At 61.4% G+C, this 25,824-nt stretch carries 19 protein-coding genes and 1 other RNA gene; 1 reads left to right on the top strand and 19 read right to left on the bottom strand.

All coding sequences use genetic code 11. The features are described 5' to 3' along the window. Nucleotides 1–6 precede the first annotated feature (6 nt). From C1O66_RS22580 to C1O66_RS22510, 15 genes are all read right to left on the bottom strand, one after another. Complete coding sequence (locus C1O66_RS22580; RefSeq protein ID WP_102770244.1) at nucleotides 7–1,188, bottom strand: TIGR03088 family PEP-CTERM/XrtA system glycosyltransferase; 1,182 nt, start codon at nucleotides 1,186–1,188, stop codon at nucleotides 7–9. A 28-nt stretch (nucleotides 1,189–1,216) separates the two neighbouring features. Next, nucleotides 1,217–2,497, bottom strand: a complete 1,281-nt coding sequence (locus C1O66_RS22575; protein WP_102770243.1) for a nucleotide sugar dehydrogenase — start codon at nucleotides 2,495–2,497, stop codon at nucleotides 1,217–1,219. 53 nt (nucleotides 2,498–2,550) lie between these two features. After that, nucleotides 2,551–4,152 (bottom strand): exosortase A, encoded by a 1,602-nt coding sequence (gene xrtA, locus C1O66_RS22570; RefSeq protein WP_102770448.1) that lies wholly within the window; start codon nucleotides 4,150–4,152, stop codon nucleotides 2,551–2,553. Further along, entirely contained in the window at nucleotides 4,152–5,468 is a 1,317-nt protein-coding gene (locus tag C1O66_RS22565; protein ID WP_102770242.1) for a nucleotide sugar dehydrogenase, read from the bottom strand. The genes xrtA and C1O66_RS22565 overlap by 1 nt, the downstream gene beginning before the upstream one ends. Then, nucleotides 5,465–6,688 carry a TIGR03087 family PEP-CTERM/XrtA system glycosyltransferase gene (locus C1O66_RS22560; RefSeq protein WP_102770241.1) on the bottom strand — a complete coding sequence of 408 codons (1,224 nt, stop codon included), beginning with the start codon at nucleotides 6,686–6,688 and terminating at the stop codon, nucleotides 5,465–5,467. The genes C1O66_RS22565 and C1O66_RS22560 overlap by 4 nt, the downstream gene beginning before the upstream one ends. A 25-nt stretch (nucleotides 6,689–6,713) precedes the next feature. Beyond that, nucleotides 6,714–8,642 (bottom strand): asparagine synthase (glutamine-hydrolyzing), encoded by a 1,929-nt coding sequence (asnB, locus tag C1O66_RS22555; RefSeq protein WP_102770240.1) that lies wholly within the window; start codon nucleotides 8,640–8,642, stop codon nucleotides 6,714–6,716. A 14-nt stretch (nucleotides 8,643–8,656) separates the two neighbouring features. Continuing rightward, nucleotides 8,657–9,877, bottom strand: a complete 1,221-nt coding sequence (locus C1O66_RS22550; RefSeq protein WP_171826177.1) for a TIGR04063 family PEP-CTERM/XrtA system glycosyltransferase — start codon at nucleotides 9,875–9,877, stop codon at nucleotides 8,657–8,659. Nucleotides 9,878–9,966: 89 nt separating this feature from the next. After that, on the bottom strand, nucleotides 9,967–11,010 hold the full coding sequence (locus C1O66_RS22545) for a FemAB family XrtA/PEP-CTERM system-associated protein (protein WP_102770239.1): 1,044 nt from the start codon (nucleotides 11,008–11,010) through the stop codon (nucleotides 9,967–9,969). 3 nt (nucleotides 11,011–11,013) lie between these two features. Further along, nucleotides 11,014–11,892: an XrtA system polysaccharide deacetylase gene (locus C1O66_RS22540; protein WP_102770238.1), complete on the bottom strand. Its 879-nt coding sequence runs from the start codon at nucleotides 11,890–11,892 to the stop codon at nucleotides 11,014–11,016. Nucleotides 11,893–12,030: 138 nt separating this feature from the next. After that, nucleotides 12,031–13,104, bottom strand: coding sequence for an XrtA/PEP-CTERM system-associated ATPase (locus C1O66_RS22535; RefSeq protein ID WP_102770237.1), 1,074 nt, complete (start codon nucleotides 13,102–13,104; stop codon nucleotides 12,031–12,033). A 3-nt stretch (nucleotides 13,105–13,107) separates the two neighbouring features. Further along, nucleotides 13,108–14,667, bottom strand: coding sequence for a TIGR03016 family PEP-CTERM system-associated outer membrane protein (locus C1O66_RS22530; protein ID WP_165794744.1), 1,560 nt, complete (start codon nucleotides 14,665–14,667; stop codon nucleotides 13,108–13,110). Nucleotides 14,668–14,671: 4 nt separating this feature from the next. Continuing rightward, entirely contained in the window at nucleotides 14,672–15,613 is a 942-nt protein-coding gene (locus C1O66_RS22525; protein WP_102770235.1) for an XrtA-associated tyrosine autokinase, read from the bottom strand. A gap of 1 nt (nucleotide 15,614) precedes the next feature. After that, the gene (locus C1O66_RS22520; protein ID WP_102770234.1) at nucleotides 15,615–17,207 is read right to left on the bottom strand and encodes an XrtA system polysaccharide chain length determinant; all 1,593 of its coding nucleotides are present in this window, start codon (nucleotides 17,205–17,207) and stop codon (nucleotides 15,615–15,617) included. A 117-nt stretch (nucleotides 17,208–17,324) separates the two neighbouring features. Continuing rightward, nucleotides 17,325–17,963, bottom strand: coding sequence for an XrtA/PEP-CTERM system exopolysaccharide export protein (locus C1O66_RS22515; protein WP_223696563.1), 639 nt, complete (start codon nucleotides 17,961–17,963; stop codon nucleotides 17,325–17,327). Nucleotides 17,964–18,181: 218 nt separating this feature from the next. After that, on the bottom strand, nucleotides 18,182–19,066 hold the full coding sequence (locus tag C1O66_RS22510; protein WP_102770232.1) for a ThiF family adenylyltransferase: 885 nt from the start codon (nucleotides 19,064–19,066) through the stop codon (nucleotides 18,182–18,184). A 119-nt stretch (nucleotides 19,067–19,185) separates the two neighbouring features. On the opposite strand from C1O66_RS22510, the gene C1O66_RS22505 reads away from it, so the two are divergent. After that, complete coding sequence (locus tag C1O66_RS22505; protein ID WP_102770231.1) at nucleotides 19,186–20,289, top strand: nitroreductase family protein; 1,104 nt, start codon at nucleotides 19,186–19,188, stop codon at nucleotides 20,287–20,289. 124 nt (nucleotides 20,290–20,413) lie between these two features. Here the strand turns inward: C1O66_RS22505 and pepA are convergent, their stop codons facing one another. The 4 genes from pepA to gph form a co-directional block, all read right to left on the bottom strand. Further along, a complete protein-coding gene (pepA, locus tag C1O66_RS22500; protein WP_165794743.1) occupies nucleotides 20,414–21,316 on the bottom strand; it encodes a flocculation-associated PEP-CTERM protein PepA in 903 nt (300 codons plus the stop codon). 232 nt (nucleotides 21,317–21,548) lie between these two features. Continuing rightward, nucleotides 21,549–24,326 carry an XrtA/PEP-CTERM system TPR-repeat protein PrsT gene (gene prsT / locus C1O66_RS22495; protein ID WP_165794742.1) on the bottom strand — a complete coding sequence of 926 codons (2,778 nt, stop codon included), beginning with the start codon at nucleotides 24,324–24,326 and terminating at the stop codon, nucleotides 21,549–21,551. A gap of 420 nt (nucleotides 24,327–24,746) precedes the next feature. After that, nucleotides 24,747–25,118: a transfer-messenger RNA gene (gene ssrA / locus C1O66_RS22490) on the bottom strand. Between the two features lie 13 nt (nucleotides 25,119–25,131). After that, nucleotides 25,132–25,821: a phosphoglycolate phosphatase gene (gph, locus tag C1O66_RS22485; RefSeq protein ID WP_243392932.1), complete on the bottom strand. Its 690-nt coding sequence runs from the start codon at nucleotides 25,819–25,821 to the stop codon at nucleotides 25,132–25,134. Nucleotides 25,822–25,824 lie beyond the last annotated feature (3 nt).

The following is a 25,824-nucleotide window of genomic DNA, read 5'->3' as shown; positions in this document are numbered from 1 at the left end:
CTTGTTCTACTTTGTGGTCCGCAGACCGTGTTCGAGATCGAGTGGGGGCCGCCCCAGTGCCTGGCTGTACAAAGCATCATATGCCGCGACCATGGCACGCAAGCTGAAGCGCTGCTCCACCCGCTGACGCCCGGCTTGGCCGAAATCGGCCCGCAATGCCGCGTCCTGCGCCAGGCGGATCAGGCCTGCAGCCATGGCCGGGGCATCGGCTGAGGGCACCAAGAGCCCGGTGCGCCCCTCTTCCACCAGCTCGGCATTGCCACCGACGCGGGTGGCCAGCACCGGCAGGCCGCAGGCCATGGCTTCCAGAATGGTGTTGGACACGCCTTCCGCCAGCGACGGCAGGGCAAACACATCCAGCCCGCGCATCAGCTCCGCCACATCGCGCCGTTCGCCTGGCAGGTAGGCCAGATCGCTCATCCCGGCTTCGGCCAAGACCTGGGCCGCCTGAGCGCGCAGGGGCCCGTCGCCCGCCATCACCAGCCGCAGGCGTTCGCGCAAGCCAGGCTGCTGCTGCAAGGCCAGGACAAAGGCGCGGGCCAGGGTCAGCTGGTCCTTGACCGACTGCATGCGCCCCACCGTCCCCACCAGCAGCTGTGGGCCGGATTGGAAGGGACATCCTTCTATCGAGGCCACCGCCGCGCCGCGCGGGAGGAACTTGTCGGTGTCCACCCCGTTGTAGATCTGGTGGATGCGCTGCGACCCAATACCGACCGCATTCTCCAGATAGCCGCCCAGGTCGCGCGACAGCGCCACATAGCGCTGCACAAAAGGGCTGTAGAAGCGCCGGGTCAGGCGGTTGCGCCGGTTGAGGCCATCCACATCGTCCATGTCTCGGCCATGCTCACCGTGGATGCGCGCCGGCACACGGGCCAGCCACGCCGGCAGCTGGCCTTCGAGCGCCGCCAGATTGCGGCTGTGAACGATGTCGGGCCGCAGCTCACGGCACATGCGATACAGCGCACCCCACTGCAAAACGCCCGGCCCCGGCGGCTTGTTCAACCCCAGGAATTGCACATCCTCTCGCTGGATGCGGCGCCGAAACTCAGTAACCTCGGTCATGGCCACCACCGCATGGCGCCAGCGGCTGGCGTCCATGTGGTTGATCAGATTGACCACCCCGTTCTCCAACCCTCCGGTGTCGAAGCGGAACAGCAGGTGGACGACGAGAGGCCGGCGCTCGCTCATGCGGTGAGGGGTCAATCCCAGCGCTCGATCAGAGGCGCCAGACGCGGAAGCCGGCAGCTTCCAGACCGCCTTGATCAAACGCTGCCTTCACATCGATGAAAGCCCCGCCCTTGACCAGCTTCTTGCCCAGGTCTTCGACGCTCAGCTTCGCGTACTCCTTGTGGGCGACGGCCGCAACCACGGCATCAGCTCGCGGCAGTTCGTCGAAGGGCAGCAAGCGCACGCCGTACTCGTGCATGGCTTCCTCAGCCTCGGCCTGCGCATCGGTCACGAACACTTCCACGCCGTAGGTGCGCAGTTCGTTGATGATGTCAATAACCTTGGAATTGCGCAGATCGCCACAGTCTTCCTTGAAGGTCAGGCCCAGCACATTGACACGGGCGCCCTTGATGTAGGAGCCCGAAGCAATCATGTGCTTGATGGTCTGCTCGGCAATGAACTTGCCCATGCTGTCGTTGATGCGACGGCCGGCCAGGATGACTTGCGGGTGGTAGCCCAGCATGTCGGCCTTGTGGGTCAGGTAGTAGGGGTCCACGCCGATGCAGTGGCCGCCAACCAGGCCCGGCTTGAACTTCAGGAAGTTCCACTTGGTGCCGGCCGCGGCCAGCACCTCGGAGGTGTCGATGCCGATCTTGTCGAAGATGATGGCCAGCTCGTTCATCAGCGCGATGTTCAGGTCGCGCTGGGTGTTCTCGATCACCTTGGCAGCCTCGGCGGCCTTGATGCTGGAGGCGCGGTGCACGCCGGGGATGATGATCTTCTCGTAGAGCTCGGCCACCTTGTTGAGCGTCTCGGGCGTGTCGCCGGAGACGATCTTCAGGATCTTGGTCAGCGTGTGCTCCTTGTCGCCCGGATTGATGCGCTCAGGGCTGTAGCCGACGAAGAAATCCTGCTTCCACTTGAGGCCCGACTCGCGTTCCAGCACGGGGATGCAGACCTCTTCGGTGGCGCCGGGGTAAACGGTGCTCTCGTACACGACGATGGCGCCCTTCTTCATGTGGCGGCCGACGCTGGTGCTGGAGCCGATCAGGGGCTTGAAGTCGGGAATGTGGGCCTCGTCCACCGGCGTGGGCACAGCAACGATGATGATGTCAGCCTCGGCCAGCATCTCGGGCTTGTCGGTGTAGACCGCATGGGTGGCCGCCTGCACCTGCTCGTCAGTCAGCTCGCGCGAGGGGTCGACGCCACGCTGGCAGGACTCGACCTTGGCGGTCGAAATATCAAAACCAATGGTCCGGATCTGCTTGCCGAACTCCACCACCAAAGGCAGGCCCACATAGCCCAGGCCGATCACCGCTAAGGTCGTCATCTTGTTTCCCTTGTCAGTCCAAAACTCAAAGTCGATCGTTCAAAAACAGCTATTCAGCCGGGCACCGCTGGTGCCGCGGCCTGCGCGTCCCGGGTCTTGCGCAGGGCCGCATCGAATGCGGCCCAATTCTCTTGCACAAACTCACGCAGGACAGCCTCACCCGCCCCCTCATCTCCGCGGTCTGTGTAAAAGACCAAAGAGGCAGCATCGTCACCGCGGCCCATCAGGCGATGCCAAAGGGCCAGCAGCTTGGCCTGCCAGTCACGGCTGGTGGGGTCACCATTGATCCAATACACCTGCCAGACATCGAGGCGCCGCGGCCACGGGCTGTCCGTGCCACGCAGATTGAGCAGTTCAACGCGACGCACGGCCAAAGAGGCCTGAGGCAAGTCAAGCCGCCCCTGCGACACCACGGACCATTGACGGTCCTCGCTGGCGACCAAGGTGTTGACCGAGCTGATCAGCTTGCTGCGGTAGCTTTGCTGGCGGTAGTAGGCCACGTGCACGCCCAGCTCTTGATTGCCCTTGCGGAAAACAGCCGCCGCCTGCGCAGCAGGAGACTGGAACACGGGCTTCAACATCGGCGCTGTGGCCGGCATCGACGTCCAAGCGCCCAACGACCCCGTGGGCAGTGCCAAACGAAGCTCGGTCTGACTCGCTGGTACGGCGAGGTGCTGGGACCAGGCAAATGGCGCCAGCAAGACGAGCAAGCCGGCACCCAGGGTTGTCAACCCAACGGCAGGCGCCCGAGAGGTCAAGGCCGCGCCGTTCGCAGCCGGTGGTGTGTCAAGGCCTTGCGCATCGGCCTCGGCCCAACGGCCACCGACCATGAACATGGCCAGCATGATGATGCCGAAGAACACCCAGCCGTAGAGCAAATGATCAGCCCCGGTCGCCAATTCATTGCCGGACACATGGCCGAGCAACACGGTCAGATAGGCTCGCACCCAGTTGGCCACCACCGGCAGCATCGTGGCGAAGATCACAAAGATCACGCGCCGCTTGAGGGAACGGTAGTTCAGGTAGGCAAACAAAGCGCCCACCATGACCGAAGCCATCAGGTAACGGATGCCACTGCAGGCTTCGACCACTGACCAGTTGCCGCTCGGGATCACGAACTGCAGACCTTCGCGGTAGACCGGAATGCCGCTCAATCGCAGGGCGCTGACCGTGAAGTCCGCCGTCCAGTTCATGAACAGCGGCATCAGAAACTCACCGATGGGTACGGCGAAGAAGAAAAAAGCGAGCGGGAAGGCCATCACACGCGCCACCGCCGCCCCCAGGCACAGCGGTACGGCGCACACCAACATGCCCACCAAGGCCAGCTGGGTGGCCGCGTTGACGGCCGCCAAGTCGCCGAGCAACCACAACAGGCCGCAAGCTGCCATGGGCAACAGGAACCAGGGCGACGGCCGCGGCTCAAGCACGGCGATGGAGGCTCGGAGTCGCCAAATCAACCACAAGGCAATTGGCGGCACCGTGAAAGCATGTGCAAAGGTCTCCGAGCGGTTCCAGATTTGCACCATGGCCCAGGCGGTCTGGTGGTACAGGCCCAAAACCACGAGCAAGAGCAGCACAAGCCCCGCGAGCGCACGTGGCCAGCCTGCGCCGCCGGGCGCGCCGCGCTTCACTGGCGTCGGGCTGTTCGGACTCATCACCAGCACAGCCCCTGCACCCGGGCCTTGAAGTCCGCCTTGTTGGGCAGGTTCACCAGGTCCAGCAGGTCCTGGTCGGCGCGAGCCAAGCCCGCCACCTGCGCCGCGATCTCCGCGCCCGACAGGCCCATCACCAGCACCTCGCTGCCCTGCACCACCTCGGCCAGATCGCCCTTGAGCATCTCACCGATGTGCGGCAGGTGCTTCTGCACAAAGCTGCGGTTCGCGCCCAGCAGACTGGCCAGATGCACCTCGGGGTCATAGATCGACAGCTGCATGCCCTTGCCGATCAGCTGCTCGGCCAGGGTCACCAGCGGGCTCTCGCGCAGATCGTCCGTGCCGGTCTTGAAGGACAGGCCGATGAAGCCGATCTTGCGCTTGCCCAGGGCCAGCAGCTTGTCCAGCGCCAGGTCCAGGTGCTGGCGGTTGGAGGCCAGGATGCCCGAGAGCATGGGCAGCTCCAGATCGTGCGTCTTGGCGAGGTAGGTGGTCGCGCGCAGGTCCTTGGGCAGGCAGGAGCCGCCGAAGGCGAAGCCCGGTTTCAGATAGGCCTTGGAGATGTTGAGCTGCGTGTCCTGGCAGACCAGGTCCATCACTTCGAAGGCGTCCACGCCCAATGCACCGCACAGGCGCGCCGTCTCGTTGGCGAAGGTGATCTTGAGCGCGTGGAAGTTGTTGCAGCAGTACTTCATCATCTCGGCCGCGCGCACCGAGGTCTTCAGGAACTTGCAGGGCAGATGGCCGAACAGGGCTTGCAGCCGCTCGGCCGCGTACTCGTGGTTGGCACCGACGATGGTGAAGGGCGGCTTGTCGTAGTCGCGGATGGAGCTGCCTTCGCGCAGGAACTCGGGCTGGAAGCACAGGTGGAAGTCCACGCCGTCGCGCTTGCCCGAGGCGCGCTCGATGATGGGGCGCAGCACGTCTTCCACCGTGCCCGGCACCAGGGTCGAGCGGAACACCACCACATGCGGCTCGCTCTTTTGCTTGAGCGCTTCACCGATCTGCTCGGCCAGGCGCAGCACCGCGCCCTGGTCCTGGCTGCCGTTGGCCGCCGAGGGCGTGCCCACGCAGACCAGCGAGATCTCGGTGCTCAGCACGGCCTGCACCGCGTCCGTCGTCACGCTGACATGGCCGCTGGCCGCAACTTGCGCCATCAGCTCCACCATGCCCTCCTCGACCACCGGCGTCTTGCCGTTCTTGATCAGGTCCAGCTTGGCCGGCTCGATGTCCACGCCCACCACATCATGGCCGTCCCGCGACAAACAGGCCAGCGACACCGCGCCCACATAGCCCAATCCAAAAATGCTGATCTTCATGACTTCACTGCCTGCTTTTTTGATGAGGTGGATGCCGAGGTCAGAACCTGGGCAATGATCTTGTCCAGACGCTCCATGGAGCGCGGCCAGGCATGGTGGCTGAGCATGCGCGCGCGGCCGGCCAGGGCCAGACGCTCCCGCTCGGCGGGATTCTCGACGATGCGCAGCACCGCCTCGGCGCATTGCTGCGGCGTGTCGGCCACCAGCAGATGGGTCTCGGCCTCGGCGTCGACACCGCCTGCGGCAATGCTGCTGGTCACCACCGGCACCCCCATGGCCATGGCTTCGAGGATCTTGTTCTGCGTGCCGCGGGCAATCGCCAGCGGGGCCACCATCAGGGCCGATTTGCGCACATAGGGCTGCACATGCGGCACCGAGCCGGTGACGGTGACGCCGTCGATCTCACCGAGCTTGCGCATGGCCGGCGACGGGTCGGCGCCGACGATGGTCAGCTTCATCTGCGGCCGGCGCGCCTTGATCAAGGGCCAGGTTTCCGCACAGAAACGCGACATGCATTCCTGGTTGGGGTAGTAGTCCATGCGGCCGATGAAGCTGATGGTGTCAGGGTCGTAGGCCGTGCCATTGGGGCTGAAGTAATCGGCATCGACACCGTTGGGGAACCAGTCGGTCGCTGCACCCGTGCCATAGTCGTTGAGCGTCTGCCATTCGGCGCGCGTGGTGGCGGTACAGAGGTCAAAGCGGCGGGCCAGGCGCTTCTCGGCCGCCAGCATCTTGTAGCCTTCGAGCCGGTAGCCCAGGGACAGCGGGAAAGGCTTGGCGTCCGCGTACTCCAGCCACTTCTGCGAGTCCATATCGCCGAAGTCCAGGATCTTGGGAATGTCCTGCACATGCTCCACGTACTGCGCGACCGAGGAGCAGTGAACAAAGATCAGATCGAACTTCTGCGTGGCCAGCAGGTGCTTGATCTTGGCTGCCAGCTCGGCCGAGTAGAAAAAGCCCATGGACGAGGGCGTGGTCAGGGGCAGACGCGCCACCATGCGCAAGGCCTGCACCGGGTTGTGCACGCGCGCCATATGGAAGGCCTTGCAATGCGGTGCAATGCCCTGCCCTTCCACGCCTTCGTCTTCGGCTCGCACCAGCGAACAGACGGTGACCTCATGCCCCGCCGCCGTCAGGTGGCGGATCATATTGAAGGGCCGGATCTTGCCTCCACGCTTGGGCGGGAAGGGAAAGCGATGGCAGACGTAGAGGATGTTCATGCGGGCAGATGGAGGAGCGGGGGCGTCAGGCGCGGGGCAGGTAAGACTTCAGCTCCAGCGCCACATCGGCGGGGCTGCGGCCGTCCAGATAGACCCGGCTCCAGATTTCAAGATTCATCAGAGACAGCAGCGCATCGGTGCCGTCCATGCGGTTGGCTTCGTGGTCGGCGATCAGGCCTGACACGACGGCCGGCACGAACAGGCCCCGCGCCTTCACCACCTCAGGCGCCAGCAGGCGGCGCAGCAGCGGCGCCAATTCCTTCTTGAGCCAGGCGCCCATGGGCGTGCCGAAGCCGCGCTTCTTGCGGTTCAGGATGTCATCCGGCAGCACATCGGCCAGGGCCGACTTCAGCACATGCTTGAGGCGGCCACCACGGATCTTGATGTCCGAAGGCATGGACGCCGCCAGCTCCAGCAGTTCGTGATCGAGCAGAGGCACGCGGCACTCGAGCGACACGGCCATGCTCATCTTGTCGGTCAAGAGCAGCAGATCGTCAGGCAGCTGCGTTTCTGCGTCCACGGCCAGCATGCGGTTGAGTTCGTCCTCATGGCCGGCGCTAGCGAAAGCCGCGGCCAGCGGGTCTTGACCGCCCGCGCCGTCCACCAGCAGACGGCCGACCAGGTCCTGCCCCAGCACTTGCAGATAGCTCTGGTAGCGCGCATCGGCGCCCATACCGGCGCTGGCGACAAAGCCCTTGGCCAGGCGCAAGGTGTTGAGCAGTCCTGAGTGACGATCGGCCGGCAAGCGGCCGGCCGCAAAGCCGATGGCTGATTGCAGCCAAGCGGGCAGCGCCTGGAAACGGCGTGCGTAATGACCGCCCAGGTAGCGGCGATAACCGCCAAACAGCTCGTCACCGCCCACGCCCGAGAGGATCACCTTCACATCCTGGCGCGCAAACTGCGAGACCAGATAGGTGGTGATGAAGGCCGTGTCGGCCAGCGGCTCGTCCATATGCCAGAGCAGCTGGGGCAGCAGACCCACCACATCGGGCTTGACGACAATTTCCTTGTGCTGGGTCTTGAACAGCTCGGAGACCTGGCGCGCGAACGGCAGCTCGTTGTACAGCGTCTCGGCCTCACCGCCTTCGAAACCGATGGCATAGGTGCGGATGGGCTCGCTGGACTCGCGGGCCATATAGGCCACGACCGCGCTGGAATCGACACCACCCGAGAGGAAAGCGCCGATCGGCACGTCGCTGACCATCTGCATGCGCACGGCGCGCTGCAGGCTTTCGCGCGAGCGCTCGATCCACTCGGCCTCGCTCCAGTCGCGGCGGATCTGCGCCGACACGCGCCAGTAGCGCCACTCCTTGACCTGACCAGCCTCCACCGCCAGCAGCGTGGCCGGCGGCAGCTTGCGAATGCCCTTGAACATGCTGCCCGGCGCGGCCACATAGCCCAGCTGCAGGTAGCTGGAGAGCACGCGAGTGTCCAGCTCGGCCCGAACGCCGGGCAAAGCCAGCAAGGCCTTGGCTTCGGTGGCAAAAGCCAGGCGCTGACCGTCCTGCATCACGTACAGGGGCTTGACGCCGATGCGGTCACGGCCGATCAGCAGACGGCGGCGGCGCGCATCCCAGAGGGCGAAGTCGAACATGCCGTTGAGGCGGTGGACGAAGTCATCGCCCTCGGCGTCGTACAGATGCAGCAGCACCTCGCTGTCGGAGCCGGTCTTGAACTGAAACCCCTTGGCTTGCAGCTCGGCACGCAGCTCGCGGTAGTTGTAGATCTCGCCATTGCAGACCAGCCAGAGGCTGCCGTCCTGGTTGGACAGGGGCTGGTGGCCGCCGGCCAGGTCAATGATGGACAGGCGCCGCATGGCGATGCCGCAGGCACCGTCAATGTGCTGGCCTTCATCGTCGGGGCCGCGATGCTGGGTGATGTCGCCCATCAAGCTCAGATGGGCCGATTCGACCGGGGCGCCGTCAAGACGCAGGATGCCGTGGATGCCGCACATAGCTGGGTCGGGCCTCAGGAAGAAACAGGGGGGAAGGTACGACCGTAGCGGCCCAGGGCGCGCCGGTAGACCTCTTCGTAGCGGGCCACGCTGCGGGCCCAGGTGCGCTCGGCTTCCACGAAATGGCGGGCCTGCGCGGCGATGCGCGGCCATTGCTCGCGCTGGGCCAGCAGCTGTTCGATGGCAGCGGCCAGAGCGCCCACATCGCCGGCCTTGAAGAGATGGCCGGTCTCGCCGTGGCGCACCAGCTCATGGTGGCCGCCGACATCGGAGGCCACGAACATGCGCCCTTGGGCCATGGCCTCCAGGGGCTTGAGCGGCGTGACCAGCTCGGTCAGGCGAATGGGCAGGCGCGGGTAGGCCAGCACGTCGATCAGTTCGTAGTAACGCTGCACCTCCGCGTGCGGCACCCGGCCGGTGAAGATCACCTGCTGCTGCAGGCCCAGGCGCTCCACCTGCGCCTTGAGCGCCGCCTCCTGCGGGCCGCCGCCGACCAGCAGCACGCGAAGCTGCGGCAGCGTGGGCAAGAGGCGAGCCGCAGCGTCCAGCAGCAGGTGCAGGCCTTCGTAGCCGTAGAAGGAGCCTGCAAAACCAAGCACAACGGCGCCGTCCAGGCCCAGCTTGGCACGCAGCACCGGGTCCGGGCTGACGCCAAACTGGAAGGCCTGGGCGTCAACCGCATTCGGGATCACGGTGATGCGATCCGCCGGCACACCGCGCGACATGATGTCGCCACGCAGGCCTTCGCAAATGGTGGTGATCTGGTCGGCACGCTTGAGCGCAAAGCTTTCCAGCGCCCGCGACACGCGGTAGCGCAAGCTGCCTTCGGTCGTCGTGCCGTGGTCGACAGCCGCATCCTCCCAAGAGGCTCGCATCTCATACACCACCGGCAAACGCAGCTGTCGGCCGACCCAGAGGCTGGGCAAGGCATTGAGCACCGGCGAATGGGCGTGGATGATGTCAGGGCGCTCGATGGCCACGACTTCCCGGATGCGCGCGGCCGTCAGCTGCATCTGGCGGATCAGGCCATCGGCCGCGGTGCTGGGCGTGCGGTGGAATTGCCAGCCCGAGGCCTCCTCCATCAGGCCCTCGCCCGGGCCCTGCTTGGGGCTGGTCAGGTGAGAGGTGATCCAGCCGCGCGCACGCTGCTCGCGCAGGATGGAGGCGGTGCGAAAACTGTAGCCGCTGTGCAGCGGCAAGGAGTGGTCGAGGATGTGGAGAACGCGCAAGCTCATAGCGGCTGGACGCGCAGGCATGCGCGAGAGATCAGATTCAGTGGGCGGCTTCGTGCATCAAGCAAGCAGTGGTGTGGGGCGGGCATGGCTCAACCCAGATTGCGCACGATGAAGGGCCCCAACCAGTTGACAAAGCCCAGGGGCAAGCGCCGCCAGGTCTTGATCAGGAGCTGGTACTTCGCATTGCTCGGGTTGTTCTGCGGCACGGCGTCGCGCTTGTAGAGGCAGTACTCGTAATGCAACGGCGTCGGCTCGAAGCCCCAGTTCTTCTTGAAGGCGTAGGAACCGGTGCCCTGCTTGCTGCGGCCGTAGTCGAACACCTTGCAGCCACGCGCGCAGGCGCGACGCATCAGCTCCCAGTACTTGAAGTCGTTGCCGGCCAGATCGCGCGCGGCTTCGTCGTCGCCGGCGTAGTAAGGCAGCACCTCGTCACGGAAGTAGAAACTCAGCACCGAGCTGAGTGGCTTGCCTTGGGCATCGGTGACCGTCAGCACCTCAGCATCGGCACCGAACTCGTCCAGCAAAGCCGCGAAGTAGCGCTTGGGCATGGCCGGCGTACCGTGGCGGTGGGTGTTGTCGGCGTAGAGCGCGAAAAAGCGATCCACCGTTGGATCGATGTGCGAGACCAGATTGTTTTTGATGCCTTTGCGCACACTGGCCCGGGCCTTGCGCGGAATGGCCAGCATATTGGCCTCTTCCTCGGGCAGGATCTCCTTGCGGAAGGTGACGTACAAATCCTGCTTTGGCCAGTCGGCGTGACGGGGCGCGATATTGCGGAACTCGAGGTGCTCAGCACCCAGGCGCTGCGCAATGGCCTGCGCTTCTTGCTCCAGAGCGGCGGCTGCCTCGTCGTTCAGGGCTGCAACACCGCCATACACCGCAAAGGGCAAGGCCACCAGGGAGTGGCCGAACAGCATGCTCTTGACCTGAGCCAGGGGCAGCACACCCTCGATCTCGCCCTCACGCTCGGCGTAGAGAAAGAAACCCTGGTGCTTGAACACCTGCTCGACCATGCGCAACCAGCCGGCACGGTGAAAGAAGGTGGCTTGCGGGCAGGCCAGGACGAATTCGTCCCAGCGCCGGGCAAGCGCGGCGTCTTGCGCCGTCAGGCGCTTGATTTGGAGTGCAGCCATGGTTCAGGCTGCAACTGCGCTGGTGGCCAGCGCCGCGGTGCGTCGACCCAGGAAGATCTCGTCCATGCGACCCCAGGCAAAGTCCTGCAGCAGGCGGCCGATGCGGTCGTGGGTGCGCGCAATATTGACGTAGTGGCGGAAGCGCGACTTGCTGTCGATGCCGGCGACACGCGGCTGATCAACGTCGATTTCCCAGGGGTGGAAATAGAACACGGCGGACTGTTGATCCTGGGCATTGACCTGACGGATCAGCCAACGCGACACCGAATAAGGCAGCAGGCGGAAATAGCCACCGCCGCTGGACGGCAGGTTCTTGTTCATCACCCGCAAGGTCGTGACCGGCACTTCCAGCAAACCCTCACGCACCGGGTAGGCGAAACGCGGTGAATCTGGCATGCCGTAATGGTCGTGCTGAATCGGGTAGACGCTGGAGCTGTATTGGTAGCCAGCCTCGCGCAAGGTGTCGAAGGCCCAGAGATTGCTCTTGCCGATCGAGAAACTCGGCGCGCGGTAGCCAATCACCTCATGGCCGCCCAGATCTTCCAGCAACTTCTTGGCACGGACGACGTCCTGCATGAAAGCTTGCGGGCTCAGATCGCTGGCGCGTTCGTGGCCGTAGCCATGGCTGGCGAGTTCGTGGCCGGCCGCCACGATATCGCGCACCACCTGCGGGTAGCGCTCGGCGATCCAGCCCAGGGTGAAGAACGTGGCCTTGGTCTGATGCTGGGCGAACAGGGCCAGGATGCGCTCGATATTGCGCTCCACCCGGCACTCACAGCCTTCCCAATCGCCACGCGCAATATAGGGCGCGAAGGCCGAGACCTGGAAGTAATCTTCCACATCCACGGTCATCGCATTCCGTATGGCTTTTTGTTCAGACATGAGACTCTGCGCACCCACTCTTGTTGGCTTATTAAAAATCTTCAGACACTGCACACCGATATCGGCCACGAAGCCCCGGTTCTGCCCTGCCCTTGCGACAGCTCTGTGACAGAGTGCGCAAACGGGGCAAAAGCAAGCTCAGTGGGTCCGGACCGCTTCCACCAGCTTCTGCAGCAAGCTCAGGGTTTGCAAATTGATGCGTTCCAGTCGCTGCAGGCCGTTTTCCAGGCGCTGCAAGCGCTCTGCAAAATGACCCTGGCTGAGGTTCGACAGCTCTTCACTCAAACCGTTGACCTCGTCGGCATTAAGTTTGACGCGCGAGAAATCGATGGGCTGATCGGTATCCAGGAATTTACCCACACCTGTGTCCGATCCGCCACCCACCACCTGAGTGGGTGTTTGTGCTTCTTGCGCAATATCCTTGAGCACATCATGGAGTTCATGCAGGGTCAAATTGACCTTGTTGCCCATGAAACCCAGCAGCAACAAACGATCGCACAGGGAATTGATTCGACGCGGAATGCCCTGGCTGGTTTTGTAAATCAGCGGGAATACATCAGCATCGAAGGTCGGCTTGCCGGTACTGCCTGCGCATTTGAGCCGGTGCTCGATATAGGCCTTGGTTTCGTCTTCATCCAAGGGCCCGATATGGCAGGTCGCCGCCACGCGCTGACGGAACTGCTCCATCTCGGGCCGCTGCAGGATGCCGCGGAACTCAGGCTGGCCGACCAAAAAGGTCTGCAGCAAAGACTGGTTGCCAAACTGGAAGTTCGAGAGCATGCGCAGCTCTTCCACGGCCCGCGCCGAGAGGTTCTGCGCCTCGTCCACGATCAGCAAGCAGCGCTTGCCCTGCGTGGTCTGGCTGACAAAAAACGCCTCCAGCGTCATCAGGATCTCGGATTTGGGCAGATCCTTGAGGCGCACACCAAAGGCCGAGCCGACCATGCGCAGCGTGTCTTCCGCGTCCAACTGTGTGGTGACCAGATTGCCGATCACCACATTGCTGCGATTCAGGCTGTCCAGCAGACCACGCAAGAGGGTGGTCTTGCCGGCACCGATCTCCCCAGTGATGACGATGAAACCATCGTTGCGCAGGACACCGTAGTCCAGATAAGCCTTGGCGCGCCGATGCTGCTTGCTGCCAAAGTAGAAGTTGGGATCAGGACTGAGCTGAAACGGCTTGCTGCTCAACCCGTAAAAGGATTCGTACATGGCTCAGAACTGCTGGACGAGGTTGGCGAACATGGCGTTTTCGCGATAGGAAATCAACCCGCCCGAGTGCGCAGCTCGCGCGCCCAGTGTGAAGTTGGTCCGGGTACCGAGTCGGCAATTCCAGCTCGCCGAAATGGATCGCAGCGTGGTGGTCTGAGCCGCCGAATCGCCTTCGCTCTCCTGCTGCAAGACGCTGAGCACGGCGCTCGACGTGGGCGTCAGGTTGTGCGAAACATTCAAGCTGAGACTGCGCTGGAGCACACGGCCCGTGGCGGCAAAATCACCAGCACTCGCGCTGGCTGAGGCCAAGCGCCGGTTGTTGCTTCGGCTGGCGGTCGTCGTGATGGTGGTTCTCACCCCTTGCAGGGTGTAGGACAGCAATTGGTTGCGGAGCACAGTCGGGCCGGTGTCAACCACGGCGCTGTTGGCCAAAGCATCGGGCGTCAAACCCTGAGCGCGCAGAAAATTGCGCACAAACACATCGCGCTGCGCCGGATCAGGCACCAAAGAGGCGAACTGGAAAAAATACAGGTCGTAGTTGCTGCGCGGCGCGCCGGCGTTCTGGAAGCTCGCCGCGTTGACGGACTGTGAATCCGAGAAGCGCAGGGCAGAACGCGACCAGCGGTGCTCCAGGTTGTAAGTGAACGAGTCGCCGTAATCGTGAGACTGGAAATCCGCCGAAACCTTGGTGCGCAGCGAAGGTGTCCAACTGAGATTGGCGCCATACGTCCAGCTGTTGCGCAGCACGAAATCCTTCAAATCACTGCGCTCACGTCCGGCCAGCACACCCAGTTGCCAGTCGATATCGGGTTTGTAGTTCAGGCTGCCGGTCACACTGCTGACCCGGTTCTGCGCCCCCGTCTTGAAGCTGGACTTCTGAGTCGAGGCATCCACCGACCACATCAGCGCCGCGCGCCCCGCGCGACTGATGCGCAAGCTGCCTCCATTGGCATGGCTGTCACCAATGACGGCGTCTGAGACATTCGTGGCCGAGGTGTTGGCCCGAAACTCGAAGTTGGCAAGGCTGCCAAGACGCCCTTGCAAACGCGGAGACAAGCTCACCGTGGCAGTTTCACGTCGATTGGCATTGGCCAGCGACGGATCCACGGTTTGGACGCCAAATGCCGAGGCAGCCTGCTGCGAAATGCTCGCGCTTGCATCGACAAAGAACAAGCTATCAATCAGCTCAGCCACGCCTTTCGCCGCCAAGCTGTGTTGCACGCGGGCCTTCTCTTCGCTCTTTGTGTAAACGATGCCATTGAGCGAATAGTCCAGCGAGCCTCGCACGGCACCGCGTGTCGTGCTGATGGAGATGCCGGGTGTCAAGGTCGTCAGGAGCGCCGCGTCTTTATCGGTGCGGCTCAGACGATTGTTGTCGGTCCAGGTCTGCATGACCCCAAAACGCGGCTCCACCAGAACCGAGGGCCGCCCCGAGGTCGAAAGCTTGCTCGACGCCCCCGATTCGTCCTGCGCCCAAACGGCAGACGCGCTCAGCAGGCAAGCCACGGCCACGACTCCCGGCTGCAAGCCCCACTCCCGCGCATGAAAATTTCGAATCGGCATGAGTTCAGCTGGCCGTATCTTCGGTGCCATAGCCATAGCCGTAGCCGTAGCCACCACTGCCATAGCCGCCCGAACTGTTCGCATTGGCCTGATTCAACAACAGCATCTTCAGCGGGCAGGATTCGATAGTCGCCAGAGCTTGCTGCACTGCACTCTGTGCCGTCTTCTCAGCGTGAACCACCACCACGATCTGCCCCATATGCGATGCCAGAACGCGAGACTCTGTGGTCAAGAGCAGCGGCGGCGAATCAAAAATGATGATCCGATCGGGATAACGCCGCGCCATATCGTCCAGCAGATGGCTCATGGCATCGCTGGCCAAGAGTTCGGTCGCGCGGGCATGAGGCGTGCCGCTCGGTAGCAAGGTGAGCTTGTCAACATTGGTGCGAAGCAGGACGCTGGACATGTCCACCGACTCCTCCAACACGTCCAGCAGACCCGGGCCTTGAGGCAGACCCAACATGCGCAAAACCGAGGGACGGGCAACGTCGGCATCCACCAGCATCACCGTGTTGTCCAGTTCCGCCGCAATGCTCAATGCCAGATTCAGCGACGTAAAGCTCTTGCCCTCGCCCGCCAAGGCGCTGGTCACCATGATCAGATTGCCATGATTGAGACTGGCCACGCCTTTGCCCATGGCGTTTTTGATCAGAGGGCGCTTGATGACGCGATATTGATCCGCCATATGGGAGCGCGCCGCATTGGGTGTCAAGAAGCCTTGAGCAGCCAAAGCCTCCAAATCCAGATCGACCCGCTTGGACGAGGCATGAAACTCCTCCGGTTTGGCCTGGACCGTAGCCACAGCCAGCGAGGCCAAGTCTGTGCCATCGCCGGCAAAAGAAACGGGGTTGGTCTGTGGCATGGCCTGCGCATCATTGGGCAACACCACGCCGGCTTGCCGCAGCTGCTCCAGTCGCTGGGCCGCTTGTTCAATCAGACTGCTCATCTCAGACCACCTGCCTGCTCAACATGATTGCCAGCGCCGTCAGGCCCAGGACATACATTCCCACCAAACCACCGGTTGCTGCGCCAAAGCGGATCAGGTCGGAACGTTGGTTGCGCTTGTCCGCCTCGGACACCAAGCGGGTCACCACACCCAAGATTGGCACATCCAGACGAGCACGCATTTCCAAGGTGTCATGGAAAACCGGGCGCAACTGGCTGACGGCAAATGCGGCAAGCACGCCGGCCACAAGGGAAACCAGCAATGCACCCACCAACAGCAAGAGACGATTGGGCGCGACGGGCTTGGGATTGGCGCGCGGAGGATCGATCAGACGGAAGTCCGCAACACCGGACGCGACGTCCAACTCACCAGTGATTGAAGCCGATTCGCGACGCGCCACCAGGTCCTCGTAGTTCTTCTTGTGAATGGCATAGTCACGATTGAGTTGCGCGGCCTCAGACTCCAATTGGGGCGCCGTCTTGACTGCCGACAAAGCCTGGGCATAACGCGAAGAATACTCATCCACACGAGCCTTGAGCGCTGCCACCTGAACCTCACTGGTGGCCAGCAAGCGGTTCATTTCTTGGTAGGCCAAGCTGCCGCTGTTACCACCCAATGGTGCGGGCGCAGCCGCCGCTGCGGCAGCTGCCTTTCGCAACTCAGCGACTTCCTTGGCTTTCTGCGACTCCAGATCTTTGATCAGCTTACGAGCTCCGATCACATCGGGATGCTGATCGGTGTAGCGCTGCAGCAAGGCGTCAAGGTTGCGACGCTGGGCATCGATGCGAGAGTCGATCTCGGGCGTCGCCACCACGGCGTCCCCCTCTTGCAACAAGGCCTTGACGGGCGAGCTCGTGTTTCCGGAGCGCTCCTGAGTCAGCTGGGCCTTGGCGGCGTCGCGCGCATTGACGGCCTCACGGTACTCCAGACGAGCACGCTCCAACTGAGCACTGAGTTCACCCAGTCGGCTGGCAGCATCCTTGCCGTCACCTGACATGTTCTGGATGTTCCGCAGGCGGAACTCTTTCAGGCGGCTTTCGGCCTCCTCCAGCTTGGCTTCGTACGACTTGATCTGCTCGTTGATGAAGGAGGTGGCCGTAGCCGCATCCTTGCGGCTGGCGCCCAGACTCGATTCCACGAAGATCGAGACCAGAGACTGAACCACCCGCTTGGCAGTTTCAGGATCATTGTCGCGGTAGGCCAAGGTGTACAGATTGTCGCGAGCCGTGCTCTGGATCGACAGGCTCTTGGTTACTTTCTCAATGGTGGCCTCTTGCTGTGCCTTGGACTGATTCTTCAAATCCAGATCAGCCATCCGAACCAGCTTTTCAACATTCGGACGGCTGATCAAGGTTCGGCTCAGCATGGTGACTTGCTGCTCGATATTGGGCTGCACCGCCAAGCCCGACATCAAGGGCTTCAAGATGGATTGCGTGTCCACAAAGATACGAGCATTGGCCTCATATCGATCCGGAAGTATCCAAACAACCACCGCACAAATGACGCCGACAATCCAAGAGGTGGCTACGCCAGTCCAACGATATTTCCACACCCGCCGGGCGATCGCCTGCAGCTGCGCAATGAGTAAGTCCATCGAGTTAGGGTTCCAAAATTAGGACAGAAGCAGGGGCCCCGCGTCGAGGCCAATCTCGCACCGTTGACCCAGCCACCTGGACCGAGCCCTCCAGTGCGAGAACTCGCACTGCCGAGATCAGAACAAGCTCTGCGGAATGATCAGCACATCACCCGGACGCATTTCGACATTGGCGGAGACATCGCCGCGTTTGATCAGGTCCTTGAGGCGAACGGAATATTGTTTGCCAGCGCCGTCGGCCGACCGAAGAATGGTGGCTTCGTTGCCGGCTGCAAAGTCCGTCAGTCCACCGACCGCGATCATCACATCAAGCACCGTCATTTTTTGCTTGAAAGGCAAGGCCTGGGGACGGGCAGCCTCACCGATCACGCGGATCTGTTCGCTGTACGGGCCCACGAAGCTGGTCACGATCACCGTGACCACCGGATCACGCACATACTTGCCCAACTGCGCTTCAATTTCACGAGCAACCGCGACCGAGTTCTTGCCCTGAACCACCATTTCGTCGATCAAGGGCGCAGCAATCTTGCCGTCGGGACGGACAGGAACCACCATCGACAACTCGGGATTGCGCCAGACCATGATGTTGAGGGAGTCGCCTGCACCGATGATGTAACTGTAATCACCGCTGGTGGCACTCGCGGGTGCCGGCGGGAATTTGCCATCCACGCTGGCGCAGCCGGAGAACAGCAACGATGCCGCAACACCGAAAACAAGGCCAACACGGCGCAAGGTCGAAGCAAGAATCTTGTTCAAGGTATGTCCTCTCAAATTCATCGGCTGCGGCAAACACTGCCAGTGCTGCGACGGACGCCACGCTAAAAAGCAGCCTGAAAAAACCTCCGGCATCATGCCACATGGCACCCTAGGCTCAGCCCCTGCAAATAAGCGTCCCCCACGCTTGAAATCGGCAGTGGTACACAAAATCGCGCAGCTATTGGCCCCACCTAGGACATACCCTAGGCGCATCGATCTCAAGAGCGAGGCCGCCCCACACCCTTCAGCAGCGGCCGAATCAACAACAAAAGCAGGCGTTGCAATGGATGGGCATTCCCGAAGGGCCGCCAAGTGAAGCTCAGCTTTTGCTTGTAGGCATCGAACTGCATGACCCATGGCGCTGCCTTCAAAGCTCCGCGATTGAGCAAGACCTTCAAGACTGAAACACCCATCACCCCCGCACAAAGGTCACAAGACATCATGGTGGAGGGACCGCGTCTTTCGTGAAAATTCACAGCCTCCGGCGCCACCAAATAGCCTCGCTGCAACATCGCAGGCGAAAGGCCTGCAATGAATCGCGCATATTGCTCCTGCTGGCTACGCCCCTCGACTTTGAAGTAATCCTCAAAGCTCATGCCACCGGGTTTGAAATACAGAAAGGCAACCCCCATGCCCAACGGCGCAGCTGTCAAAGCAGGGATCCCTCGCTCATAACAGGCCCGAAACAACATGCGTCGCGCCTCGATAGCAAAAAAGTCGATGCCATCGACATAAACATCGACACCCGACAGAAACGCATCCAGGTTCTCGGGCGCAACGCCTTCAGCAAAAGCCTCAACATGAGCCTCAGGATTGATCTCTCGCGCCATTTCGGCGAGAACCTCGGCTTTGGGTCGACCCAAAGTGGACATCTGTGCACCAACTTGCCGATTGAAGTTATGAACTTCAAATTGGTCGAAGTCAGCGATGTGAAATGCACCAACACCCAAGCGGGCCAGGGTCAACAAATGCGCCCCACCCACGCCGCCCAAGCCAGCAATTGCAACGCGAGCCTCTCGAACTCGTGCCTGCTCAGCCTCGGTCAACCAACCAATGTTTCGGGAAAACGCCCGCCCATAGTCAAACTCAGAATGCGCACTCATGAAAGTACCTTTTAGCAATGTGGCAGCGTGTTTCCATTTCGAACATGATGCCCTATGAAAACCCGACAATCCAGCCAGCATGCAGAGATGCGGCGTCAGCGCCGGACAAGGATTGCAACATGAACGAACTCGCAGTGATTCATCGAATTCTGGACCTGGCACGGTGGGCGCCCAGCGGAGACAACACGCAACCTTGGCGCTTCGAAATCGTCGGGCCTCACGATGTCGTTGTTCACGGCTTCGACACCCGAGAACATTGCGTCTACGACCTGGATGGACACCCGAGTCAGATTGCACTGGGCGCGCTGATCGAAACTGCAGCCATTGCCGCCAGCGAATACGGATTGAGACTTGTGTCCACGCACAGAGCATCCTCACCCGAGGCTCGCCCAGTATTTGACTGGCATTTCTCACCCAGCGACAGCTCAACACGCAGCCCATTGATTGACTGCATTCAAAGCCGAAGCGTTCAACGGCGACCCTTGAGTACCACCCCACTGACCGCGAGCCAGAAGCAATCACTTGAATCGGCTTGCGGCGACGGCTTCGAAATCTTGTGGCTAGAAGGGCCCCAAGCCCGCTGGAACACCGCCTGGCTGATGTTCCATTCCGCAAAGATCCGCCTGACTTCCCCTGAGGCCTACGAGGTGCATCGCGACATCATCGACTGGCGCAAGCAGTTCAGCACGAGCAAAGTTCCTGAACAAGCGCTCGGCACAGACCCAATGACGACCCGCCTGATGGAGTTCGTCATGGGAAGCTGGGAGCGGGTGCGCTTTTTCAACCGATTTCTGGCTGGGACATGGGCACCAAGAATTCAGCTGGACCTTCTCCCAGGCCTGCGCTGCGGCGCGCACTACGTGCTGGTGGCAAAACAACAAGCTCGGACACTCGAAGACTTCGTGGACGCCGGCCGTGCGATGCAGAGGTTTTGGCTCACATCCACGCACTTGAATTTACAAATGCAGCCGGAAATCACTCCGCTTGTGTTTGCACGCTACGCACGCGAGAACCGCAAGTTCTCCAGGGAAACGAAGGTGATTGACCTGGCCCAGGAGGTGAAAGCCCGGCTTGAAGCCCTGCTGGGCACGGACGCCTCAAATCGCGCCGTGTTCATGGGAAGGCTGGGCTCGGGCCCCGCTGCCACCTCGCGATCCCTGCGACACCCCCTTGAGGAGCTGATCACCACGAAGCCAACCATTACGCCGACGCAGCACGGATGAAGGAAGGGTGGCTATCGCTTCCGACAAAAAAGAGAACTCAAAACAAAAAAAGGGGCGCTAGAGCGCCCCTTTCATCTTGCTGCTAGCCAGCCTGATCAATGACCAAGCCAGCTTTGAAACAAGCTCAAGCTTGCTTGCGACGGCGAGCCGACAGGCCCAGGCCCAGCAGAGCGAAACCAGTCAGAGCCAACGAAGTCGGCTCAGGCACGCTGAAGAAGAAGGACTGGCTGGCATCAGCTTGGCCGATGAAAGCGGTGTTGTCGCCGACCGGCAGACCGTTGCCGCCCACGCCGAAGCCGCTACCTTGCCAAGAAGTCGGCTGGGTCCAGGTACCGTTGGTGCCGCCCAGGAAGCCCAGGGTCGACTGAACCGTGGTGCCATTCAGGTTGGGCAAGATGTAGGCATTGTTGGTGTAGCTGGTCGTGCCATTCACCGAAGCGCTGGTCAGGCCGCTGCTCGGATTGGTAAAGCCCTGTGGGCCGGCCACGGTTTGACCACCGGTGAAAGAACCGCCCAAGATTTGATCGCCGTCACCAAAACCAGACTGGCTAACCAGGGCTGCGTCGGGGGTGTTGTCCAGGTAGATGCCCCAGGTACCGGTGATCGGAGTGATCGACACCAGCGAGCAGTTGTAGTTCAAGCACGTCACCTTCTCTTGGAAGTTTGCGCGCACGGTGATCTCGTAGCCAGCACCACCGGTGCCTTGCACCAGATTGGGCAGCACGAAGTTACCACCACCAGCCTGCAGAACAGCCACAGCGAAGGAGTTGTAGAACACGTCGATCACATCAGACGTGCCAGTGCAGCCGCCGGTGAAGTTGGGGCCGAAAGCGCCGACAGCGCAGCCAGAGCCAATGTTCTGCGCGGTAATGTCGTAGCTCTTGATGAGCACGGACGACGACGACGACCAGTCGAAGCCACCGAAGTTATTCAGGAGACCATCGGGGGTCTGGAAGGTAGCGGCGCTGGCGGAAGCCACTGCTGCCATCAAACCAAAGCCGGCGAGGACTTTCTTTGCTGCGTTCATGAGTGTTTCTCCAAAAGAGGTTTGGGACATTCCCTGCCCTATCGCAAGCACTTGGCGTGCCAACAATGAAATTCATTTAACAATCAACAACTTACAAACTTGGCCGAGGACAGAACTCACAACAACCAGGGCATCCGTAAAAATTTCCGACACCCTCAAATCTGCCCCCCCCCCCCAAAAAAACTGCAAGCACCCCAATCAGGCGCACACCAAGGAGGCAGCGCCTGAAGGATCACAAGCTCTTGGCGAGTTGCCGGTATTCATCTGACCTGGCGTACTCTGGCCGCTCGCGCCCCAACTTCTCGTACTCGGACTTGGCCTGATCCTTCTGCCCCGCCGCCAGCAGTCGCTTGACCAGATTGAGTCGGTAATTGGCAACCGATCCATCCAAATCAACGGCTTTGCGCTGAAGTTCGACCGCTTTGGCGAAGTCCCCCTGATCCGAATGGATCTCAGACAAGGTATCCAGCACGCCCGCGCTGCGCGGCTGCAAGCGTTGAGCACGCTCCGCCAGCTCTTTCGCCTGCGGGCGTTTCGACTTGTTGTACAACCACGCCATGTTGTTGAGCGCCCCAACATTCTCCGGCTGCATCTTGAGCACCGCTCCGTACCAACGCTCTGCTTGAGCGAAGTCCTTTCGACTCAGGGCAACGTCTCCGAGGTAGAAGGTGAAGATGGCATCGTTCGGCAGGGCTTGAGAGCGCTGCTGAGCAAACGAATCGGCAGCAGAAACATCCTTGGCCATGAGCAGGGACTTGTGAAGCTTGATCGCCACATCCGTGTGACGCCCATCCACCTGAAGTGCCTTCCGATACCAATCAACAGCTGCACCCCAGTCCTTCTTGAACGCAGCCACGTCACCGGCCAACGCCCAGCCCAGCGGCAATTTCGGATGACTCTTTTGGATCTGCTGGCACAACTTGTAGGCATCATCTGCCTTGCCTGAACCTGCCAATACCGAGACCAGTGCAGACTGCACATCCCGGTGGTCCGGCTGCAATAGCATGGCCTTACGAAGCACCGAAATTGCAGCATCGAACTTGTTGTTGGCCACATGCATCTTGGCAAGCGACAACAATGGCTTGACCGACTTGGGCTGCATCAAGATCAGCTTGCTCAGCTGGTTCTCGGCTTGAATGAAATCACCTCGGCTTGCATATGCATCCGCCAGCAACTCCAAGCCCTCGGGGCGGTTGGGCAATTGCGTGATGGTGTCTTGCGCCAAAGCCAAGGCCTTGGTCGTGTCGCCACTGCGAAGGTAGAAGCGACTCAGTTGCACCCGCGGCGCAACCTCCGCGGGAAGATCCTTGACCACCTCCGACAGAACAGCAATCAAGTCCGAGGCCTTGGCTCCCATCTGCTCACGAAGGCCCACCACAGCCATCCGAGTGCTGATGTTCTTCGGGTTCTCGGCACTCATGCGCTCAAAGCGCGCCAGCGCCAGATCCACGCGCTGATTGCGCACATCCAGATCCGCAAGGCTATGGGCTGCCACGAAAGACTGTGAATCGAGCTTCATTGCAGCCTCAAAAGCCTCGCGCGCGCGCGCAACATCGCCACGCTGAAGCTCAATCTGCCCACGCAGATTGGCCGCATCGGGGCTCTTGGGGTCCTTCTTCTCCAGATTGGACACAGCCTCCAAGGCGCGCACGTAGTCCTTCTTGCTGATCAAGGAACTGATCAAGGCAAGGTCTGCCGTGACAGCCTTCTCGCGTTCGGAGATGGCCCGAAGCTCTTGAATCCCGGACTCAACATCCCCCTTCTTCAAGCGCTCGACAGCCAAAAAGGTCCGCGCCCGCGAATCGTTCGGGTTGACCTGCACCACCTGCTTGAACAGTGTCTCAGCCCTCGCGAACTCCCCCAATTTGAGGCTGGCCTCAGCCCCCACCGCCAAGGCTTCGGCATCCACCGGCGAGCGCTCCAGCAAGGGCTGGATCAACACCCAGGCCTTGGCCGGATTGCCGATTCGAATCAAAACACGGGCCAGCAATGTGCGAACACCTGGCGCCGCCTCACCCAAGCTGGTGCTCATGGCTTTACCCAAATAGGTCTCAGCCTGGGTCATTGCACCCTTCTGGAAATACACAGCACCCGCCAAGTACAAGACCCGGCCGTTCGCAGCACCATATTTCAACAAGGGCTGGAGGCGCTCTTCCGCCAGCTTCAACTCACCCCGCTCAAAGGCGAGCAAGACTCCGAAGTACGCAGTATTGAGGTTGTTGGGGATCTTCGCATTCATCGACTCCCAAACAATCTGAGCCTCCTTGTAATCCTGCTGCCCAATCAACGCCGCCAAAGCGCGACTTTGGGCTACATAGTTCACCGAATCGAGGTCAACAGCTTTTCGATAGGACGCAATTGCTGCCCGCACATCTCCCTTGGCCTCTTGGAATTCCCCCAACAAGAGCGCCACGTCACTGCGCTTCGGCTGCTCACGCGACAGCTCAATGACTTGCGCAAAGGCTTCGTCGACTCGCCCTTCAGCCGCGCGCAAACGAGCTTCGGTCAAACGCGCCCGAACATCTCTTGGCGAGAGCTTGAGCGCAAGATCGATCGTCTTTCGCGCGTCCGTCAAATGTCCGAGCGATGAATGCGCCACCGCCAAGGAGGTCAGCAAATCAGACTGCGACTCCGCCCCTTTCAGAACCGGATTGGCAAATTTCTCTACGATCTTGGCCATCTCGCCCTGGAGGATCAGCACCCTCGCTTCCAAGGGCTGAACTTCTTCGTCTGGATAACCCAGTTGCGAGGCTTTGCTCAACTCAATCAGAGCCCCCTCCTGATCGCCCATCTCAGACAAGGTCTTGGCCAGCAAGAAGCGAGCTTCAGACAAATTACCGTTCTTCTGGATCGCCGTTTTCAACTGAATCAAAGCCGCCTTGCGGTCATTCTTTTCAAGATAACCCTTCGCCGACCCCACCAGCTTTTCAGGCGTTTCACTGGAGCAACCAGAGAGCACAGCAGCCAGCACCACGGACCCAATCACAGACTTTGCAAAGTTGTTGTTCACAAGCAATCTCTTTTTCTATCCAGGAAACACCCAAAGCTGCAATCGTGATGGCGCGGCATGCGTACGGCCAGCTACCACCCCCCGGGTCACGATCGCATCAAAGCGCGACACGCTACCACAGGCGTGAGGCGGACCTGTTGAGGCCAATCCACGCAGCCACAGCGAGTCGATTGAGCGCTGCATTTGAACCGCATCCAGTGCCATTGCCAGCCCGCATGACCAAAGGGTGAAAAGTGCCACGGGCACAGGCATGGCAGCAAGCCGGACATGCAAGAAGGGTTGATCTAGCCCTGCCAATTGCCCCTCCCGAGGCACCATTCATACACTCGGGCTCTGACGCCAGGCAAAAAAAAGCCCCTGCTGCGATGTGCAGCAGGGGCCTTGATGAAGGAAGGTCAAAAACAACCGAATCCCTGATATTGGTGGAGCCGGGGGGAATTGAACCCCCGTCCGCAAGCCATCACCGGGCAGTTCTACATGCGTAGCCGTCTGATTTGAATCTCACGGTCAGTTCGCGCAGCGGCACGCTAACTTTCCCGCCAGTCACTGAATCTTGTTGCCTGCCGAGTGACCCGGCGGACAACCAGCCAATGTGAATGACTTCTCAGCTTTCTGCCTTGCGGCTTGAGCCCGGCCCATTGGCCAACCGTTGAGAAGCTCACGCGCAATTAAGCGGCGAGTGCGAACGTAGAGTCGTTTGCAGTTACTTTGTTTCCAGTGGTTTTACGAGCGGACTGGTGCTCGGCATGCCCTACTCCGGATCCGCACCCACGTCGAAACCTGGTCGGCCCCAGAAGATCACATTTTAGGCCAAGCCCAGCACTTGCAAGAGCTCGATCGGCGAATTTAAAACAATATCTGCGTTCCAGGCCTCAACCGGCTCGCCCTGCCCCAGATATCCCCAGGCTGCGGCCACCGTACGCATGCCGGCCGCACGACCCGCCACGATGTCCCGCTCATCATCGCCAACATAGATGCAAGACTCAGCGGCAATGCCGCCACGACGCGCCGCCTCCAGCAATGGCGCAGGATGCGGCTTGGCATGCGGCGTGCTGTCCCCACCCACCACCGCCAGAGCACGCTGCTTCAGACCCAAGGCCTCGGTCAAGGGCAGCGCGAAACGCTCCGCCTTGTTGGTCACCACACCCCAGGCCAGGCCAGCAGAGGACAGGCCGTCCAGCAGGTCAGCGACTCGATCAAACAAGACGGTTTCCTGGGTCAGGCGAGCCTGGTAGCGATCGAGAAATTCGACCCGCAAGGCCTCGTACCCCTCGTCTTGGGGTGCGACGGTCAGACCCACGCCCAACATGCCGCGAGCACCAGCGCCGACCATGGGGCGCAACATCTCCAGCGGCAGCGGCGACAACTGCCGAGCCACCCGCATCTCGTTCAGCGCCCCCGCCAGATCGGGCGCACTGTCGACCAAGGTCCCATCGAGATCAAACAAGACCGCCTTCGCACTCAACCAAGGCAGGCCGGGTTTCATTTCCGCCATGCA

The organism is Paucibacter aquatile (assembly GCF_002885975.1).
Lineage (GTDB): Bacteria > Pseudomonadota > Gammaproteobacteria > Burkholderiales > Burkholderiaceae_C > Paucibacter_A > Paucibacter_A aquatilis.
Note: the sequence above shows the minus strand (reverse complement) of the source record. Positions and strands in the feature narration are given on the sequence as shown.

What these genes read in the sequence shown, in the direction of transcription:
- C1O66_RS22580 (WP_102770244.1), bottom strand. Translation starts at nt 1,188, where the DNA reads ATGAGCGAGCGCCGGCCTCTCGTCGTCCACCTGCTGTTCCGCTTCGAC.
- C1O66_RS22575 (WP_102770243.1), bottom strand. Translation starts at nt 2,497, where the DNA reads ATGACGACCTTAGCGGTGATCGGCCTGGGCTATGTGGGCCTGCCTTTG.
- xrtA (WP_102770448.1), bottom strand. Translation starts at nt 4,152, where the DNA reads ATGAGTCCGAACAGCCCGACGCCAGTGAAGCGCGGCGCGCCCGGCGGC.
- C1O66_RS22565 (WP_102770242.1), bottom strand. Translation starts at nt 5,468, where the DNA reads ATGAAGATCAGCATTTTTGGATTGGGCTATGTGGGCGCGGTGTCGCTG.
- C1O66_RS22560 (WP_102770241.1), bottom strand. Translation starts at nt 6,688, where the DNA reads ATGAACATCCTCTACGTCTGCCATCGCTTTCCCTTCCCGCCCAAGCGT.
- asnB (WP_102770240.1), bottom strand. Translation starts at nt 8,642, where the DNA reads ATGTGCGGCATCCACGGCATCCTGCGTCTTGACGGCGCCCCGGTCGAA.
- C1O66_RS22550 (WP_171826177.1), bottom strand. Translation starts at nt 9,877, where the DNA reads ATGAGCTTGCGCGTTCTCCACATCCTCGACCACTCCTTGCCGCTGCAC.
- C1O66_RS22545 (WP_102770239.1), bottom strand. Translation starts at nt 11,010, where the DNA reads ATGGCTGCACTCCAAATCAAGCGCCTGACGGCGCAAGACGCCGCGCTT.
- C1O66_RS22540 (WP_102770238.1), bottom strand. Translation starts at nt 11,892, where the DNA reads ATGTCTGAACAAAAAGCCATACGGAATGCGATGACCGTGGATGTGGAA.
- C1O66_RS22535 (WP_102770237.1), bottom strand. Translation starts at nt 13,104, where the DNA reads ATGTACGAATCCTTTTACGGGTTGAGCAGCAAGCCGTTTCAGCTCAGT.
- C1O66_RS22530 (WP_165794744.1), bottom strand. Translation starts at nt 14,667, where the DNA reads ATGCCGATTCGAAATTTTCATGCGCGGGAGTGGGGCTTGCAGCCGGGA.
- C1O66_RS22525 (WP_102770235.1), bottom strand. Translation starts at nt 15,613, where the DNA reads ATGAGCAGTCTGATTGAACAAGCGGCCCAGCGACTGGAGCAGCTGCGG.
- C1O66_RS22520 (WP_102770234.1), bottom strand. Translation starts at nt 17,207, where the DNA reads ATGGACTTACTCATTGCGCAGCTGCAGGCGATCGCCCGGCGGGTGTGG.
- C1O66_RS22510 (WP_102770232.1), bottom strand. Translation starts at nt 19,066, where the DNA reads ATGAGTGCGCATTCTGAGTTTGACTATGGGCGGGCGTTTTCCCGAAAC.
- C1O66_RS22505 (WP_102770231.1), top strand. Translation starts at nt 19,186, where the DNA reads ATGAACGAACTCGCAGTGATTCATCGAATTCTGGACCTGGCACGGTGG.
- pepA (WP_165794743.1), bottom strand. Translation starts at nt 21,316, where the DNA reads ATGAACGCAGCAAAGAAAGTCCTCGCCGGCTTTGGTTTGATGGCAGCA.
- gph (WP_243392932.1), bottom strand. Translation starts at nt 25,821, where the DNA reads ATGGCGGAAATGAAACCCGGCCTGCCTTGGTTGAGTGCGAAGGCGGTC.